This window comes from Mesorhizobium sp. LSJC269B00 (assembly GCF_000502815.1).
GTDB lineage: Bacteria > Pseudomonadota > Alphaproteobacteria > Rhizobiales > Rhizobiaceae > Mesorhizobium.
In genome coordinates, this window is record NZ_AYVN01000006.1 from 69389 (window position 1) to 85567 (window position 16179).

General features: G+C 63.6%; 15 protein-coding genes. 4 read left to right on the plus strand and 11 right to left on the minus strand.

Annotated features, from left to right (window positions below; genetic code table 11):
* The first annotated feature begins 2 nt into the window (after positions 1-2).
* Complete coding sequence (locus X771_RS147585) at positions 3-941, plus strand: DmsC/YnfH family molybdoenzyme membrane anchor subunit (RefSeq protein WP_023688708.1); 939 nt, start codon at positions 3-5, stop codon at positions 939-941.
* A gap of 12 nt (positions 942-953) precedes the next feature.
* On the opposite strand, the gene X771_RS147580 is transcribed toward X771_RS147585, so the two are convergent.
* A complete protein-coding gene (locus X771_RS147580; protein WP_023688709.1) occupies positions 954-1832 on the minus strand; it encodes a LysR substrate-binding domain-containing protein in 879 nt (292 codons plus the stop codon).
* Between the two features lie 95 nt (positions 1833-1927).
* Between X771_RS147580 and X771_RS147575 the strand changes: the two genes are divergently transcribed.
* The gene (locus X771_RS147575; RefSeq protein WP_023688710.1) at positions 1928-2899 is read left to right on the plus strand and encodes a quinone oxidoreductase; all 972 of its coding nucleotides are present in this window, start codon (positions 1928-1930) and stop codon (positions 2897-2899) included.
* A 4-nt stretch (positions 2900-2903) separates the two neighbouring features.
* Here X771_RS147575 and pdeM read toward each other — a convergent pair whose 3' ends face one another.
* Together pdeM and X771_RS147565 are read right to left on the minus strand one after the other, a co-directional pair.
* Positions 2904-3620, minus strand: a complete 717-nt coding sequence (pdeM, locus tag X771_RS147570; RefSeq protein ID WP_023688711.1) for a ligase-associated DNA damage response endonuclease PdeM — start codon at positions 3618-3620, stop codon at positions 2904-2906.
* Positions 3617-6121, minus strand: a complete 2505-nt coding sequence (locus X771_RS147565; protein WP_245262675.1) for a ligase-associated DNA damage response DEXH box helicase — start codon at positions 6119-6121, stop codon at positions 3617-3619. Before X771_RS147565 ends, pdeM begins: the two co-directional genes overlap by 4 nt.
* Here X771_RS147565 and X771_RS1000000169240 point away from each other — a divergent pair.
* The gene (locus X771_RS1000000169240; protein WP_245260071.1) at positions 6029-6223 is read left to right on the plus strand and encodes a hypothetical protein; all 195 of its coding nucleotides are present in this window, start codon (positions 6029-6031) and stop codon (positions 6221-6223) included. The two genes, X771_RS147565 and X771_RS1000000169240, sit on opposite strands and share 93 nt — an antisense overlap.
* A 141-nt stretch (positions 6224-6364) precedes the next feature.
* Here the strand turns inward: X771_RS1000000169240 and X771_RS147560 are convergent, their stop codons facing one another.
* The 3 genes from X771_RS147560 to X771_RS147550 all read right to left on the minus strand — a co-directional run bounded on the left by X771_RS147560 (position 6365) and on the right by X771_RS147550 (position 9029).
* Positions 6365-7225 carry an NlpC/P60 family protein gene (locus X771_RS147560; RefSeq protein ID WP_023688713.1) on the minus strand — a complete coding sequence of 287 codons (861 nt, stop codon included), beginning with the start codon at positions 7223-7225 and terminating at the stop codon, positions 6365-6367.
* 29 nt (positions 7226-7254) lie between these two features.
* The gene (locus X771_RS147555; protein WP_023669596.1) at positions 7255-7605 is read right to left on the minus strand and encodes a MarR family winged helix-turn-helix transcriptional regulator; all 351 of its coding nucleotides are present in this window, start codon (positions 7603-7605) and stop codon (positions 7255-7257) included.
* 62 nt (positions 7606-7667) lie between these two features.
* On the minus strand, positions 7668-9029 hold the full coding sequence (locus X771_RS147550; protein ID WP_023688714.1) for a leucyl aminopeptidase family protein: 1362 nt from the start codon (positions 9027-9029) through the stop codon (positions 7668-7670).
* 238 nt (positions 9030-9267) lie between these two features.
* Between X771_RS147550 and X771_RS147545 the strand changes: the two genes are divergently transcribed.
* Positions 9268-10089, plus strand: a complete 822-nt coding sequence (locus X771_RS147545) for a tetratricopeptide repeat protein (protein ID WP_023688715.1) — start codon at positions 9268-9270, stop codon at positions 10087-10089.
* A 114-nt stretch (positions 10090-10203) separates the two neighbouring features.
* On the opposite strand, the gene X771_RS147540 is transcribed toward X771_RS147545, so the two are convergent.
* The 5 genes from X771_RS147540 to X771_RS147520 all read right to left on the minus strand — a co-directional run bounded on the left by X771_RS147540 (position 10204) and on the right by X771_RS147520 (position 16175).
* Positions 10204-11220 (minus strand): type II secretion system F family protein, encoded by a 1017-nt coding sequence (locus X771_RS147540; protein ID WP_023688716.1) that lies wholly within the window; start codon positions 11218-11220, stop codon positions 10204-10206.
* Positions 11221-11259: 39 nt separating this feature from the next.
* Positions 11260-12273, minus strand: coding sequence for a type II secretion system F family protein (locus tag X771_RS147535; RefSeq protein ID WP_023669592.1), 1014 nt, complete (start codon positions 12271-12273; stop codon positions 11260-11262).
* Between the two features lie 155 nt (positions 12274-12428).
* Complete coding sequence (locus X771_RS147530) at positions 12429-13937, minus strand: CpaF family protein (RefSeq protein ID WP_023688717.1); 1509 nt, start codon at positions 13935-13937, stop codon at positions 12429-12431.
* Positions 13938-14023: 86 nt separating this feature from the next.
* Positions 14024-15382 carry a CpaE family protein gene (locus tag X771_RS147525; RefSeq protein WP_023688718.1) on the minus strand — a complete coding sequence of 453 codons (1359 nt, stop codon included), beginning with the start codon at positions 15380-15382 and terminating at the stop codon, positions 14024-14026.
* A 55-nt stretch (positions 15383-15437) separates the two neighbouring features.
* Positions 15438-16175 carry a CpaD family pilus assembly protein gene (locus X771_RS147520; protein ID WP_023688719.1) on the minus strand — a complete coding sequence of 246 codons (738 nt, stop codon included), beginning with the start codon at positions 16173-16175 and terminating at the stop codon, positions 15438-15440.
* Positions 16176-16179 lie beyond the last annotated feature (4 nt).

Here is a 16179-nt window from a genome sequence, read left to right on the forward strand (position 1 = left end):
CAATGCATCCAGCCTTTTCCGTCGTCTTCTTCACAACTGCCACAGGAGCGGGCTATGGCCTGCTGGCGCTGCTTGGCGTGCTTGGCGGACTGGGTTTTATCCCGGCCCATTTCTGGCTCGGCCTTATCGGCATGGGGCTGTCGCTCGGCCTGATCGCCGCCGGCCTATTGTCCTCGACCGGCCATCTCGGCCGCCCCGAACGTGCATGGCGCGCCTTCTCGCAATGGCGCAGTTCCTGGCTGTCGCGCGAAGGCGTGGCCTCGGTCGCGACCTTCATTCCCGCCGGGCTCTTCGGCATCGGCTGGGTGTTTTTTGGCCGCACCGGAGGCTGGATGGCCATCGCCGGGTTTCTCGCAACTATCGGCGCAATCGTCACCGTCTGCACCACCGGCATGATCTATGCCTCGCTGAAGCCGATCGCGCAGTGGCATAGCCCGTATACGCTGCCGGGCTATCTCATCTTTTCGGCGATGACCGGCAGCGTGCTGTTGAACGCGCTGCTGCAGGCTTTCGCCATCAGCCCGACCGCCGTTGCGGTAGCCGCCCTGCTGCTGACCTTGCTCGGCTGGGGCTGGAAGCTGGCGACGTGGCGATACAATGACGCGCTGGAGATCGCGACCACCGCCAACACGGCGACAGGCCTCGCCGGAGGGACGGTGCGCTCGCTGGAATGGCCGCACACCGAGGAGAACTACCTGCTCAAGGAAATGGGCTTTCGCATCGCCCGCAAGCACGGTGCAAAGCTGCGGCTGATCACGCAGTTGCTGGCTTTCGCCTTGCCTGCCCTGCTGCTGCTTTCTGTCTTATTCGCTTTGCCCTGGCCATTCGCAGCGGTGCTGTCGGTGCTTGCGGCAACCGTCCAGTTCGCCGGCATGCTGGTCGAGCGCTGGCTGTTCTTCGCCGAGGCCAAGCACACCGTCACCCTCTATTACGGCCGGTAGAGCGTCCCGCCGTCAGGCGGCCCGTGCTCGTGGCGCCGCCGGCAAATCCTTAAGCAGGATTTCGATCGCGGCATCGATTACAGCTGTCCTGCGGTCGTGCGCGTAAAGGCCGTATTGGACCGTGAGCGGCTCGGGCAGGCCGGCTGACGTCTTCAGCACCCGCATCGAAGCAGTGCGCACGGATTCGGGCGGAAGCAGTCCAACGCCCAGTCCGTTCTCGATCGCGGCCTGAAGGCCGGTGACGCTCTGGCACGACAGGACGATCCGGTGCTCCCGGCCGGCGGCGACCAGCGCCTCGATCATCCGCCTGCGCCAAGGGCAGGTTGCGCCGAAGGCGGCGAGATCGAGTGGCCGGTCATGGTCCAGCACATAGTCCTGGGCGCAGACCCACTGCAGTTCGACGTTCCATGTCGTCACGGCATCGGCCGCGACGACGGATGTCGGGGCAATCATGACATCCAGCGCATCCTCGCTCCACAGCCGTCCCAGCGCGACGCTGTGCTCGACCATCGCGTCGAGGCTGATGTCGGGATAGGTGCGATGCAGCCGCCCAAGCGCGGCCGAAAGCGCGGCCGTGGTGACCTCTTCGGCAAGACCAATACGCACGCCGCCGCCAATGCTAGCCTGCTGCAGACGCGCCACCGCTTCGTCGCCGAGAGCGAGGATGCGGGTCGCGTATCCCAGAAAGAGCTCTCCCGCCGCAGTCGGTACGACACCGCGGCCGGTGCGCTGGAACAAGTGCCGTTGGAGCAGGCCCTCCAGCCGGCGCATCTGCATGCTCATCGCCGATTGGGTCTTGCCGGTCTGCGCGGCGACCCTGCTCAGGCTACCTTGCCGGCAGACCGCGACATAGGTGCGGAGAAGGTCGAGGCCGATCTGCTCAGATATCATTTTATTTGAACTCTGATGTCATAGGTATCAGTCTACAATGATATCTCGCCACGCGCTATCTCACACTCAAGAGAAACAGCGCAGGGAAGAAAACCATGAAAGCGATCCGTGTTCACCGCCATGGCGGGCCAGATATGCTCGCCTACGAAGATGTCGACATCGGCCAGCCCGGACCGGGCGACGTGCGCGTGCGCAACCGGGCGGTCGGCCTCAACTTCGTCGACATCTATTTTCGCACCGGCGAATACGCGCCGCCCGCTCTGCCATTCATTCCCGGCAATGAAGGCGCCGGCGAAATCGTCGCCGTCGGTGAAGGCGTCAGCGGCTTCGCGCCTGGCGACCGAGTCGCCTATGTCGAGACGCTCGGCGCCTATGCCGAAGAACGCATCGTGCCCGCGCATTTCGTCGTGCATCTGCCCGACGCCATCGATTTCGAGACAGGTGCGGCGATGATGCTGAAAGGGCTGACGGCGCAATATCTGCTGCGCCGCACGTTTCGCGTCGAGGCGGGCCATACCATCCTGGTGCATGCCGCGGCGGGCGGCGTCGGCCTCATCCTGACGCAATGGGCCAAACATCTCGGCGCGACCGTCATCGGCACGGTCGGTTCACCCGAAAAGGCCGAACTTGCGCGCGCCAATGGCTGCGACCATGTCATCGACTACAGCAAAGAGAATTTCGCCGCACGGGTGAAAGAGGTCACCAACGGCGAAGGCTGCCACGTCGTCTATGACGGCGTCGGCAACGCGACCTTCCCCGCCTCACTCGACTGCCTGCGGCCGTTCGGCACCTTCGTCAGCTACGGCACAGCGTCGGGGTCGATCCCGCCATTCGACATCATGCTTTTGATGCAAAAGGGTTCGCTGTTCGCCACCTGGCAGTTGCTGTTCCATCATCTCGCCAGGCGTGAGGACGTCGTCGCCATGAGCGAGGATCTGTTCAGCGTCGTCCTCAGCGGCGCAGTGAAAATCCCGGTGCACACAAGCATGCCGCTTGCCGAAGTGGCGGAGGCGCATCGCCGGCTCGAGGCACGGCAGACGACAGGCGCAACCGTGCTTATACCGTAGAAACTCAGCCCGGCCGCAGCATCGAACCGGAAATGGCGAAGATGCGCGCGGCGCCCATCATATAGGCCATCAACGTCTCGCGGCGGAACAGGCCGGCATAGGCGCGGTCGAGCACGTTGAGCGAGCCGGTATAAGCGCCGAAGGCCGGCATGATCATGCGGCCGCCATCGCCGGCAAAGCAGCGCCGCCGCACCGAGCGGCCCTGCTGGACGATGCGGGCGCAAGGGTGAAGATGGCCGGCAACTTCGCCCTCGGTTCTTATCTTCGACGGCTCGTGGCGGAACAGCAGCGAGCCGATGGCGAGTTCGCGCACCGTCTCGCCGGGCAAATCCGCCGGCGCTTCCGGGTCATGGTTGCCGGCGACCCAGAACCAGTCGCGGCCGGCCATCAATGCTTCCAGCCGATCGCGGAAGGTTTGATGCATGCGCTCGGCGCCGCCGCCGTCGTGGAAGGAGTCGCCCAGGCTGATGACGATGGCCGGCTGATAGTCCGCGATTACCGCCTGCAGCCGGAGCAGAGTGGCGCCGGTATCGTAGGGCGGGATCAGTGCGCCGCGCCTGGCGAAGGACGAGCCCTTTTCCAGATGCAGGTCGGAGACCGCGAGCAGCCTCAGATCGGGGAAATAGAGCACGCCGCGCGAATCACAGACCGCGCGCTCGCCCGCGATGCCGACAAAGTCGGCCTCGGCGATCAGCGATGCCCGCGCCAGCGAAAAATTCATTCCTCAACCATCCCAGGACCCATGGCTTCCTCGACCAAAGTCGCGGCATCCATCAGCAGCGTTTCGTCGGCCTCGCCGTTCACCGGCATCTTGCCGATTTCGAGCATGATCGGCACGGCCAGCGGCGATATCTGTTCGAGTGCCTTATGCACGATTCGACCCTGGATACGCGAGAGCATGTCGGCAAGTCTGCTGACATCGAGCAGACCGGTCGCCGCGTCGGCGCGCGTCGCCTGCAGCAGGATGTGGTCGGGCTCATGGCTGCGCAGCACGTCATAGATCAGATCGGTCGAGACGGTGACCTGGCGGCCGCTTTTCTCCTGGCCGGGGTGACGTTTCTCGATCAGGCCTGAAATCAGCGCGCAGTTGCGGAAGGTGCGCTTGAGCAGCCAACTGTCGGCCAGCCAAGCCTCGAGGTCGTCGCCCAGCATGTCCTGGTCGAACAGAGCGCCAAGCGAAGGTTTCCGCGATTTGAACATCGCGCCCATATCGCCCAGCGACCAGATGGCCAATGCGTAGTCGGTGGCGACGAAGCCAAGCGGCCTGGCGCCGGCCCTGTCCAGCCGGCGGGTGAGCAGCATGCCGAGCGTCTGGTGCGCCAGCCTGCCCTCGAAAGGATAAGCGACGAGATAGTGACGGTTGCCGCGCGGAAAGGTCTCGATCAAGAGGTCGTCGCGTTTGGGCAATTCCGATTTGTCGGCCTGGAACCGCAGCCAGTCCGATACCTGCTCGGGCAGCTTCTTCCAGCGCTGCGGGTCGTCCAGCATGGCGCGCACCTGCTCGGCGAGGTAAGTCGAAAGCGGAAATTTGCCGCCGCCATAATAAGGAACCTTGGCGTCGCTTCCCGGCGCATTCGAGACGAAGCATTCGTTCTCGCGGATGCCTTCGAAGCGCAGCACTTTGCCGGCAAACATGAAGGTGTCGCCATGCGTCAGCGTTTCGAGGAAGGCCTCCTCGATCTTGCCCAGAGCCCGGCCGCCGTGCGAAGCCGAGCCTTTGCTGCCGGCCTTGACGTAACGCACATTGAGCGCCGGCACCTCGATGATGGTGCCGACGTTCAGCCGATATTGCTGCGCGACGCGGGGATTGGAGACCCGCCACATGCCGTCCTTGTTGAGGCGGATGCGGGCGTAGCGCTCGTAGTTCTTCAGTGCGTAGCCGCCGGTGGCGACGAAATCGATGACGCGGTCGAATGTCGGCCGGTCGAGGCTGGCATAGGGCGCTGCTGTCAGCACTTCCTCGTAGAGATCGTCGGCGCGAAACGGCGCTCCGCAGGCGCAGCCCAGCACATGCTGGGCCAGCACATCGAGCCCGCCATTGACCAGCGGCGGCGTATCCTGGGCGCCCAGATAGTTGGCGTCCAGCGCTGCCCGGCACTCCAGCACCTCGAAACGATTGGCCGGGATGAGGATCGCCTTCGACGGCTCGTCCATGCGGTGGTTGGCACGGCCGATGCGCTGCGCCAGCCGGCTGGCGCCCTTGGGCGCCCCGACATGCACGACCAGATCGACGTCGCCCCAATCGATGCCGAGATCGAGCGTCGAGGTGGCAACGATGGCACGTAAGGCATTGTCTCCCATCGCCTTCTCGACGCGGCGGCGCTGGGTGACATCGAGCGAGCCGTGATGCAGCGCGATCGGCAAGGTATCCTCGTTGACCCGCCACAATTCCTGAAACAGCAGCTCGGCCTGGCTGCGGGTGTTGACGAACAGCAGGGTGGTCTTGTGGCGCTTGATCTCGCGGTAGATTTCCGGCGTCGCATAGCGCGCCGAATGGCCGGCCCATGGCACGCGCTCTTCCGAATCGAGGATCGAGATTTCGGGCTTCGCGCCGCCGGTTACGACGATGAGCTCAGACATATCGGGACTTGCCAGGCCTTTGGGCGGATTCTGGCTCACCAGCCAGCGCCGCAACTCGTCGGGCTCGGCCACCGTTGCCGACAGACCGATCGTCTGCAGGCCGGGCACGATGCTGCGCAGCCGCGCCAGCCCGAGCGCCAGCAGATGGCCGCGTTTCGATGTCACCAGCGAATGCAACTCGTCGAGCACGACATAGCGCAGATCCTCGAAGAAGCGCCCGGCATCGCCGGCCGCAATCAGCAGCGCCAATTGCTCGGGCGTGGTGAGCAGGATATCGGGCGGCGCCAGCTTCTGGCGCTGCCGCTTGTGGGAAGGCGTGTCGCCGGTGCGCGTCTCGATGGTGACGGGCAGGCCGATCTCCTCCACCGGCTTGCCGAGGTTGCGCTCGATGTCGACGGCCAGCGCCTTCAGCGGCGAGATGTAGAGCGTATGGATGCCGCGCCGTGCCATACCGGCTTTGCGTCTGGGGCGGTTGGCCAGTTCGGTCAACGATGGCAAGAAGCCGGCCAGTGTCTTGCCGGCGCCGGTCGGTGCGATCAAGAGCACCGATTGCCCGGCTTGAGCCTTCGCCAGCAGCTCGATCTGGTGAGCGCGCGGCGACCAGCCTTTTTCGCCAAACCATCTGATGAATGGCTCGGGCAGAAGGACGGCGGCATTTTGTTTGGCAAGGCGCGGCTGCTCGGTCACGCGAAAGAGGTAGCGCGACGGCGCGCGATCGCCAAGGAAAATCGGAACAAAAGGTGATCGGGTGAGTTGCCCTCACCCCGTACGGGGAGAGGATGCCGGCAGGCACGTGAGGGACAGCGCGAGCTTTCAATCGCTGGCGCCGCCCCTCATCCGCCCTTCGGGCACCTTCTCCCCGTGAACGGGGCGAAGGAAGAGGCGCTAAGGCCGCCGAAACCCAGTCGGCCCGCCATAGAGATACCCAATCCGATCAACCGCATCCTTCAGCCCTTCGCGCGAGACCAGCATGGTGTGGCCGTTGGCGTGGATCATGGTCTCGGCGTCGGCCATAACGGCGACATGCCCCTTCCAGAACACGAGGTCACCGCGTTTTAGCCCGGCATAATCGGATCCCGGATCGAGCGGCTCGCCCAGGCCTGCCGCCTGCATGTCGGAATCTCGAAGCACATTGCGGCCGGCCATGCGCATGGCCAGTTGCACGAGGCCAGAACAGTCGATGCCGAAGCCGGAGGTGCCGCCCCAGAGATAGGGCGTGCCGATAAACATCTCGGCGACCGAGACATAGTCGGCGGCGATATCGCTGACCGGGCGCACATGGCCGGCGATCAGCGCCTCGCCGGAAGGCAACAGCGCATAGTGCGTGCCGCGCGTTTCGGCAGCGCCCCTCACCGTCACCGTCGAGCCCATCGACAATTGCCCGCTGATCGGAAAGCGCAGATCCGGGCCTGGATAGAGAAAAGTGCGCGGCGCCGTGACGATGTGGGTTGGCGCATGCTCGGGTGCGCCCAGCATGGTGGCGCCGACGTAGCCGACATAGCCGTCACGTTCGGCCTGGACCCAGGCCCATCCCTCGGCTTCCTCGAAGACAAGCACATCGTCGCCGAACAGTACCTGCGTGTTGACGCCGGCATCCGGGCGCGGTGCCTTGCGCACGTCAGCCACGGAGGCCGTGATCCGAGCCCGACGGCCGGTGACGAAGCGATCGGCCGAAACCTCCCCTTTCAGCCTTGCATCGGCGAGGTCGGAACGGAAGGCGTGGAGGCGGGCATCCCTGGCAGTCAAATCGGTACTCGTTCTAATTCATGGATTGATCAGATGGGCAGTTCATGAGCCCTGGCAACGATACCATCCCCGAAGCGCTCGACAAAGAGCGCGCCTTCGACCGTGCGCCGGATCAGCACATTGCGCTTGTCGAGCTCGTCGCGATGGCGTGACACCAGTTTCAGCGCACCCATCGTGTCGAGGGCGCGGGTGATAACCGGCTTGGTAACATTGAGGCGGGCGGCTAGACCGCGCACCGTGTGCGGCGGCGGGTCGAGATAGATGGTGAACAGGATCGCCGTCTGGCGCATGGTGAGATCTGGCGCGCCGGCGCGCACCTGCGACAGCATCACCTGCTGCCACAGCCGCATCGCCTGGCTCGGACGCATCGAAATCGACATCGCCCGAGCATGACGGCAAATTGTTTCGGTTCCGTTTCAGTTTTGGTGGCCGTCTCAGGGCGTCAGGCATAGCGCCTCGAAATGACCCGCTCCAGTGCACGGATGCCTTGCGCCTCGCCGCCGGCGGGTCCGTAGGGGCGATCGGACGGGTTCCAGGCGAAGATGTCGAAGTGCGCCCAGCCCGTTGTCCGTTCGACAAAGCGCTTGAGGAAAAGCGCCGCGGTGACCGAACCGGCGAAGCCGTCGGTGGTGACGTTGTTGATGTCGGCGATCTTCGACGCCAGCCTGGCGTCATAGGGCCGCCACAACGGCATGCGCCACAACGGATCCTCGACGGCCATGGAGGCCGCAGCCAGTTCGGACGCCAGCGCTTCGTCGCCAGTGTAGAAAGGCGGCAGATCGGGCCCGAGCGCGACACGCGCTGCCCCGGTCAGCGTCGCCATGTCGATCAGCAGTTCCGGCTCCTCGTCATCGGCCAGCGCCAGCGCGTCGGCCAGCACCAACCGCCCTTCGGCGTCGGTGTTGCCGATCTCGACGGTAATGCCCTTGCGGCTGGTCAGTACATCTCCAGGCCGGAAAGCGTTGCCGGCAATCGAATTCTCGACCGCCGGGATCAGGACGCGCAGCCGCACCTTCAGCCCGGCAGCCATGATCATCGAGGCCAGGCCCAGCACATTGGCGGCGCCGCCCATATCCTTCTTCATCAAGAGCATGCCCGAGGACGGCTTGATGTCGAGGCCGCCAGTGTCGAAACAGACACCCTTGCCGACCAGCGTCACCTTCGGCGCGCCTTCCGGTCCCCAAACCATGTCGATCAGGCGCGGCGCTCCGACCGAGGCCCGGCCGACCGCATGGATCATCGGGAAATTCTGCTTCAGGAGATCATCGCCCTTGATCACCGATACCTCGGCCTCGTGAGTGGCCGCCAGGGTCCGCACGGCCTTCTCCAACTCGTCCGGTCCCATGTCGCTGGTCGGCGTGTTGACGAGGTCGCGCGCCAGGAAGACGCCGTCGGCGATGCGCCGGACACGTCCTGCATCTACGCCGAGCGGCAGCGCAAAACGCAGCGTCTTGCCTGATTTCTTGCCGTAGCGAGTGAAGATGTAACCGCCGAGCACCAAGGCTATGGCCGCGAGTTCCGGCTCGGCTGGAGCGGCGGCAAAATGCCAGTCGCCTTCCGGCAAGGCTCTCGCCAGCATGCCGACGGCCAGCGCCCCCTCGCCATCACCGACGCCGAACAAGGCGCCGGCAAGGGAACCGTTGTCGCCGGGCAGGGCCAGCGTCCTGCCGGCTTCGCCGGAAAAGCCGTTGGCGGCCGCCCATGCGATCGTGGAAGGCGAAAGCGCCAAAGCCTCCAGTCCATCCCTCGCGACCAGATGGACCGGCAAGGCAGTGCTTAGTGTCTCGATGAGTTCGACAGGCATTCGATGGTCTCCGGGAGGCTTGCAGATCGTCCTCAGTCAAGTGACAGGGACGTCGAATGATTTCAACATCTATGCACAGAGCCGGGCATGGGACGTGCCAGGCCAGTGGCTTCCGGCGGGCCGTTCACCGATCCGACGGCTCGCTTTTTAACTGTCCGTTAGGGTTAACAGAATATTTCTGCGGGGATGAAGATGGCCACGTGAATGGCCACGCGCAGGAATGGAGAGCCCCGTGCCGATGCCCACCAACCGCAGGATGAACGTCACGGGTAAACGGCTGGTGACCACAGCGCTGCTGATGGCGTTGGCGGCCGGTGCTGCGGGGTGCGGAACCAGCAAGCTCACGACCGGCTCGATCGGGCGCACCAGCGGCAAACCGCTGGAAACCATGTCGGCCAGCGAGTTGCACGGGGCGACCGGGCGGCTCGGCGTATCCTACGCAAAGAACCCCAACGACAAGCGGCTGGCGACAAATTTTGCGGCGGCGCTCCAGATGGACGGCGATGCCGACCAGTCGCTTGCCGTGATGCGCAAGCTGGCGATCGCCTACCCCAAGGACCGCGACGTGCTTGCCGCCTACGGCAAGGCGCTGGCCGCCAACGGCCAGTTCGAGCCGGCGCTCGACGCCGTGCGCCGGGCGCAGACACCGGAATATCCGGACTGGCGGCTGATGTCGGCCGAGGCCGCCATTCTCGACCAGCTTGGCCAGAAGGATGAAGCGCGCCAGAACTACCGCAAGGCGCTGGACCTCAAGCCGAACGAACCCTCGATCCTTTCCAATCTCGGCATGTCCTATGTGCTGGAAGGCGATCTGCGCACCGCCGAGACCTATATGCGCTCGGCAGCCCAGCAACCGAATGCCGACAGCCGGGTGCGCCAGAACCTTGCGCTGGTCGTGGGACTGCAGGGCCGCTTCGACGAGGCCGAGAAGATCGCCTCGCAGGAGCTTTCGCCCGAACAGGCGCAAGCCAATGTAGCCTATCTTCGCCAGATGCTTGCCCAGCAGAACGCCTGGAGCCAACTCAAGGATCAGGACAAGGCAAAGCCGGCGACCAACTGAGCGCCGCATGGGCGCCGGCTCCGCACAGCGCAAATCCGTCCACGCATCAACGCTGAAAGCCAAGAGCCGCACTGCATTGGCAGTGCGGCTCTTTTGTATGGCTGCAACCGAGGCCTACTGGCTTGAGGAATTGTGCTGGTCGCCGAAGATGCCGCGCTGACTGACCTGAATGCCGGCTGGGCCCAGAATGATGGCGAACAAAACCGGCAGGAAGAACAGGATCATCGGCACGGTAAGCTTCGGCGGCAGGGCGGCGGCCTTCTTCTCGGCGGCATTCATGCGCATGTCGCGGCTTTCCGAGGCCAGCACGCGCAATGCGTGCGCCACGGGGGTGCCGTAGCGTTCGGCCTGGACCAGCGCCTGGGACACTGACTTCACCGATTCCAGGCCGGTACGAGCCGAGAGGTTTTCATAAGCCTGCCTGCGCTCCTGCAGATAAGAGAGTTCGGCGTTGGTCAGCACGAATTCCTCCGCCAGCGCGACCGACTGCGAACCGATCTCCTCGGAGACCTTGCGCAAGGCAGCCTCGACCGACATGCCCGATTCGACGCAGATCAGCATCAGGTCCAGCGCATCCGGCCACGCCGCCTGGATCGACTGCTTGCGCTTGGCGGCACGATTGTTGACGTAAAGGATCGGCGCGTAGAAACCCGCGTAGGCGACAAGGATGCAGACGAACAGTTTCACGAAGGCCGGCCGGTCCGGCAGTCCGCCGAGCACGAACAGATAGATCGCTGCCAGCGCGAAACCGACAAAAGGCAGGATCAGGCGGAAGAACAGGAAGCGCGTCAGCGGGTTCTGGCCACGAAAGCCCGCCACCTTGAGCTTCTGCAACGTGCCTTCATCGGCCAACGCACGCCGCAGGTCCAGCCTGTCGACGATGTTGCGCATGCCGATCGACTGCTCTTCGCGCAGCCCCTTGCGGCGACGATCGGCTTCATTGGCAAGCCGCGCGCGCTGCTTGGCGCGCAATTCGTCACGCTCCAGCGCCACCGATCTCATGCGCGTCTTGAGCTGATTGCCACCAAGGGCCGGCAGCACCGTGAAGACGGTCGCGAACACCGCAATGCCGACCAGCAACGCGATCAGGAAGGCAGGATCGGTCAGCGATTTTACGACTTGGTCGGTCATTCGTGTTCAGTCTTTTCGTTCGAGCTTTCCACGGTCGGCCTAAACTTCAAAGTTCATCATCTTGCGCATCACCAGAATGCCGATCGACATCCAGACGCCGGAACAGCCGAGGATCAGATTGCCGGTGCTGGTGGTGAACAGCGGCATGATGTAGTTCGGGCTCGACAGATAGACGAGAAGGGCGACGACAAAAGGCAGCGCGCCGATGATGACGGCCGACGCCTTGGCTTCCATGGAAAGCGCCTGGACCTTGGCCTTCATCTTCTTGCGATCGCGAAGCACGCGCGACAGGTTGCCAAGCGCCTCGGAGAGATTACCGCCGGCCTGTGACTGGATCTGGATAACGATGCCGAAGAAGCTTGCCTCGCTGCACGGCATGGTTTCAGCCATGCGCAAGGTGGCATCGGGGATGGACATGCCAATCTGCTGTGAATCGACGATCCGGCGGAACTCGGTCTTGACCGGCTCCGGCGATTCACTGGCGATCAGGCGAATGGCGTCGTTGAGCGGCAGGCCGGATTTGACGGCGCGCACGATGATGTCGAGGGCGTTGGGAAATTCGTTGAGGAACGCCTTGACCCGGCGCGCGCGGCGAAACGAGACGAACCAGCGCGGCAGGCCGAGCGCCCCCGCCAGCAGCGCGCCCGGCAGGACCAGAAGCGGCGCGCCGGCGAGATAGGCAAGCACCGTCAGCGCGATGCCGCAAATGACGGAGTAGATATAGAAACGCTCGATCGAGACCTGCATGCCGGCCTGACGAATCTGGGCCTTTAACGGCGGCTTCTTGACGGCGAGTTCGTTGGTTTTCTGCTTTTCGTCGAGCTGTTTCAGCGTGTCCTGGACAGATTTACGCCGCTTGACCGCCTCCGCGACACGGTCGCGCGAAGCCTTGACGACCGAACGATCGGTCTCGGCGGCCTTGATCGTCTCGAGCCGCTTGCCGGCCTGCTTCTCGTTGCTCATCTTGGTGAACAGGAAGGCATAGGCGACCGCACCGGCGCTGAAGCCGGCGAGCACGATGAACGCCAGTACGGTGGTGTCAATTCCGAACATCGACCTCGGTCCCCAGCGCATATCGCCGTTTCAAGGAAACGGCGATATGCGCTATCGCTTTGTTTTGACGCAATTCCCAAGGGAAAGCACTACGCGCTTTTCCCGGGAAAACCGCTTCACACTTTTTCTGGAATTGCTTCCAACCTCGATATGCGTCAGTCAGCGCGTTTCTCCATCGATTCCAGCGCATTGGCGAGGCGCTGTTCCTCGCCATAGTAGCGGGCGCGATCCCAGAAGTGCGGACGGCCGATGCCGGTCGACACGTGCTCGCCAAGCAGCCTTCCATTCGAGTCCTCGCCCTTGATGTTGTAGAGCACGATATCCTGCGTGATGATGACGTCGCCTTCCATGCCGATCACCTCGGTGATGTGGGTGATGCGGCGCGAGCCGTCGCGAAGGCGTGCTGCCTGGATGATGACATCGATGGAGCCGACGACGATTTCACGCACGGTCTTCTGCGGCAGCGAATAGCCGCCCATGGCGATCATCGATTCGATACGGTTCAGGCATTCGCGCGGGCTGTTGGAGTGGATCGTTCCCATCGACCCGTCATGGCCGGTGTTCATCGCCTGCAGCAGGTCGAAAACCTCCGGTCCGCGCACTTCGCCGACGATAATGCGTTCGGGCCGCATGCGCAGGCAGTTCTTGACCAGGTCGCGCATGGTCACCTCGCCTTCGCCCTCGAGATTGGGCGGGCGGGTTTCGAGACGCACCACGTGCGGCTGCTGCAGTTGCAGTTCGGCCGAGTCCTCGCAGGTGATGACGCGTTCCTCGCGGTCGATATAGTTGGTCAGGCAGTTGAGCAGCGTCGTCTTGCCGGAGCCGGTACCGCCGGAGATGACGATGTTGCAGCGGACGCGGCCGATGATCTTGAGGATCTCGGCGCCCTGCGGCGAGATGGCGCCGAACTTGACCAGCTGATCGAGCGTCAGCTTGTCCTTCTTGAACTTGCGGATGGTGAGCGCGGTGCCGTCGATGGAGAGCGGCGGGGCGATGACGTTGACGCGGGAGCCGTCGGGTAGGCGGGCGTCGCAGATCGGACTCGATTCGTCGACGCGGCGGCCAACCTGGCTGACGATGCGCTGGCAGATGTTGAGCAGCTGCTGATTGTCGCGGAAGCGGATGCCGGTCTGTTCGACCTTGCCATTGACTTCGATGTAGACGTTCTTGGAGCCGTTGACCATGATGTCGGCGATATCGTCGCGGGCGAGCAGCGGCTCCAGCGGGCCGTAGCCCAGCACATCGTTGCAGATGTCCTCGAGCAACTCTTCCTGCTCGGCGATCGACATTGCGAAATTTTTGATGGCGATGATGTCGTTGACGATGTCGCGGATTTCCTCGCGCGCGCTCTCGGGATCGAGCTTGGCGAGTTGCGACAGGTCAATGGTGTCGATGAGCGCGGAGAAGACCTGGCTCTTGGTGTCGTAGTAGGTTTCACTTTTTTCGCGCTGGATCTTTTTTGGCGGCTCCGGCGCCATCGATGGCGCCTCAACGGCACGGCGAGTTGGCGGGGTTCCCGGCGCTCCAGGCGGCGCTGCCGCGGGCCGGGCAAGTACCGCCATGTCCGCAGGCGTTGCAGTGGCCGGCGCCGCTGGCGCCGGTGCTGGCTGACGGAACTCCGGGGTGAACCGGCCGCCGTCGTCGGAGCCTCTTTTACCAAACATGATCGACTACCAATTCCGTCCAGAACATGATGCCGAAGCGGTTTTCGGACGACATCATGCTCTACTTCTTGATTTGGAGGGGAGCGTCATTTCTTGTTACGCGAGAGCTTGCCGAGCAGGCCGCCCAGGCCTGCCTTCTTCCTGGCCTTGATTTCGCTGCGACCGGTCAGGACATGCGCGATTTCGTTGATCATGCCGACGACCGGGCTCCTGGCATCCATCTCGCCCAGCATGCGGCCGTTGTTGGCGGCATTTCCAAACAACAACGGGTCGAAGGCGATGACCGACATCGGCGTGAGGCTGAGCGGTTCGGCGAAGTCGGAAGCGGATATCTCGGGTCGCTTCGGTACGCCGGCCTGGTTGATGATCAGTTTCGGCGGCGGATCGTTCGGGCGAAGCCTCGTCAACATATCGACCAGGTTCTTGGTGTTGCGCAGATTGGCCAGTTCCGGCGTCGCCGTAATGACGATCTCGTCTNTCAACATATCGACCAGGTTCTTGGTGTTGCGCAGATTGGCCAGTTCCGGCGTCGCCGTAATGACGATCTCGTCTGCCTTGATCAGCGTGTTCTTGGTCCAGCCGGTCCAGACATGGGGAATGTCGAGCACCAGCAGCGGCACGCTGCGCTGCGCGGTGTCGATGAGTTGCGTGAAGGCATCGGGATCGAAATCATAGACACGTTCGAGGGTGGAGGGCGCGGCGAGCAGCGACAGATGTTCGGCGCACTGGGCAAGCAGCCGGTCGAGATAGACCTCGTCGACTCGTTCGGGCGAAAACACGGCTTCGGCGATGCCTTGCGCAGGGTCCTGGTCGAAATTTATGTTGGCCGTCCCGAAAGCCAGGTCGAGATCGGCGACGACCACTTCCGACTTGAACAGCGATGACATCGCCCACGCTACATTGTGGGCGATGGTCGAGGAGCCGACGCCGCCCTTGGCGCCGATGAAGGCGATCGAGCGGCCGATCGGCTCGGCTTCCGGATCGACGAAGATCGATGAAACCACGGAGACGATATCGGCCATCGACACCGGCGCGATGACATATTCGGAAATACCGAAGCGGATGAGTTCGCGGTAAAGACCGACATCGTTGTAGTGGCCGATCACCACGACTTTCGAGGAGGGATCGCAATATTCGGAAAGCTGGGCAAGCTGCTCCAGCAACTGCTTCGGTTCGCTGCGCGATTCCAGCAGGATCAGGTTCGGCGTCGGCGCCGACTGGTAGAATTCGATCGCCGTGGCGATGCCGCCCATATGCACTTTCAGATGCGCCTTGGCCATGCGGCGATCCTCGCCGGCCCGCTCCACCGGATGCGCGACACCTTCCGTCTCGCAAAATGCCTGAATAGAAATACGCGGCACCGGCCGCAGCGCCTGCATCGCTGCAACGTCCGATTGCGAGCTGTCGCCGCCGTCTCCGGGCGTGTCGTAGGCAAGATTGCTCATCGTCATGCTCTTTTCCGTGACTTCTCTTTCCGGTCTCTACGCGGGACCGGCGCTCCTAATACGTCACTTCCGAACTGCCGAGGAACTCGTCCGAAATACCTCTGCCGCGATAGACGTCGATCACCGCGCCGCGGTTCTCGGCGTCGATATCGGACGACTTTCTTGGCCCGAGCAGATCGGCCGGATTGGCGAGTTGCGCAGCGAGGTTGTTTTGAGAGGAGCAGCCGTAATCGGCGTAGTGCTTGTTTTCGGAGGTTGCGAGGATGTCTTCGGGCCAGCGCCCGCATTTGTCGGTCTGGGCTCTCACCGAAATATAGGAAACGCGGATAGGCGCCGAGGCTTCCGGGGAAACCGACTGGTAGGAGGTCACCACGATCCGGTTTCGCTTGATGCCGCCGGCAACCGCCAGCCTGGCGAAATCGCGCGCCGCGGCAGTCGCCGCCACCTCATTGGCCGAGCCGATCGGGATTGCGATCGTCAGCGCCGGGGCAGCGCTCCTGTCGTAGCCGTCAAGGAAGCCTAGAAGCGTGTCGCGCTGCGAGCCGGTCATGCCGCGATCGCCGGCGCCGACCGGGAGGTCCAGCTTCTGGTTCTTCTCGGCAATCACGATCGGATGCGTGGTGCGATAATCATCGGGAATCGCCCCGACCGTGATGCTGTCGCGCTTGGCACAACCGGCGAGCGAGGCCGCGATCGCGATCGCCAGGATCGGCATTGCCGATCGGCTGATCCGCGCACCACCGGACCGCACTGTCGTGGCGACCGCTATGGCCTTCGATGCTGACTGAGACATGTCC

Bases quoted from the DNA above. Each gene is read 5' to 3' on its own strand.
- X771_RS147555 (WP_023669596.1), bottom strand. From the start codon at position 7,605: ATGTCGATTTCGATGCGTCCGAGCCAGGCGATGCGGCTGTGGCAGCAG.
- X771_RS147545 (WP_023688715.1), top strand. From the start codon at position 9,268: ATGCCCACCAACCGCAGGATGAACGTCACGGGTAAACGGCTGGTGACC.
- X771_RS147585 (WP_023688708.1), top strand. From the start codon at position 3: ATGCATCCAGCCTTTTCCGTCGTCTTCTTCACAACTGCCACAGGAGCG.
- X771_RS147530 (WP_023688717.1), bottom strand. From the start codon at position 13,937: ATGTTTGGTAAAAGAGGCTCCGACGACGGCGGCCGGTTCACCCCGGAG.
- pdeM (WP_023688711.1), bottom strand. From the start codon at position 3,620: ATGAATTTTTCGCTGGCGCGGGCATCGCTGATCGCCGAGGCCGACTTT.
- X771_RS147535 (WP_023669592.1), bottom strand. From the start codon at position 12,273: ATGTTCGGAATTGACACCACCGTACTGGCGTTCATCGTGCTCGCCGGC.
- X771_RS147540 (WP_023688716.1), bottom strand. From the start codon at position 11,220: ATGACCGACCAAGTCGTAAAATCGCTGACCGATCCTGCCTTCCTGATC.
- X771_RS147580 (WP_023688709.1), bottom strand. From the start codon at position 1,832: ATGATATCTGAGCAGATCGGCCTCGACCTTCTCCGCACCTATGTCGCG.
- X771_RS147575 (WP_023688710.1), top strand. From the start codon at position 1,928: ATGAAAGCGATCCGTGTTCACCGCCATGGCGGGCCAGATATGCTCGCC.
- X771_RS147520 (WP_023688719.1), bottom strand. From the start codon at position 16,175: ATGTCTCAGTCAGCATCGAAGGCCATAGCGGTCGCCACGACAGTGCGG.
- X771_RS147550 (WP_023688714.1), bottom strand. From the start codon at position 9,029: ATGCCTGTCGAACTCATCGAGACACTAAGCACTGCCTTGCCGGTCCAT.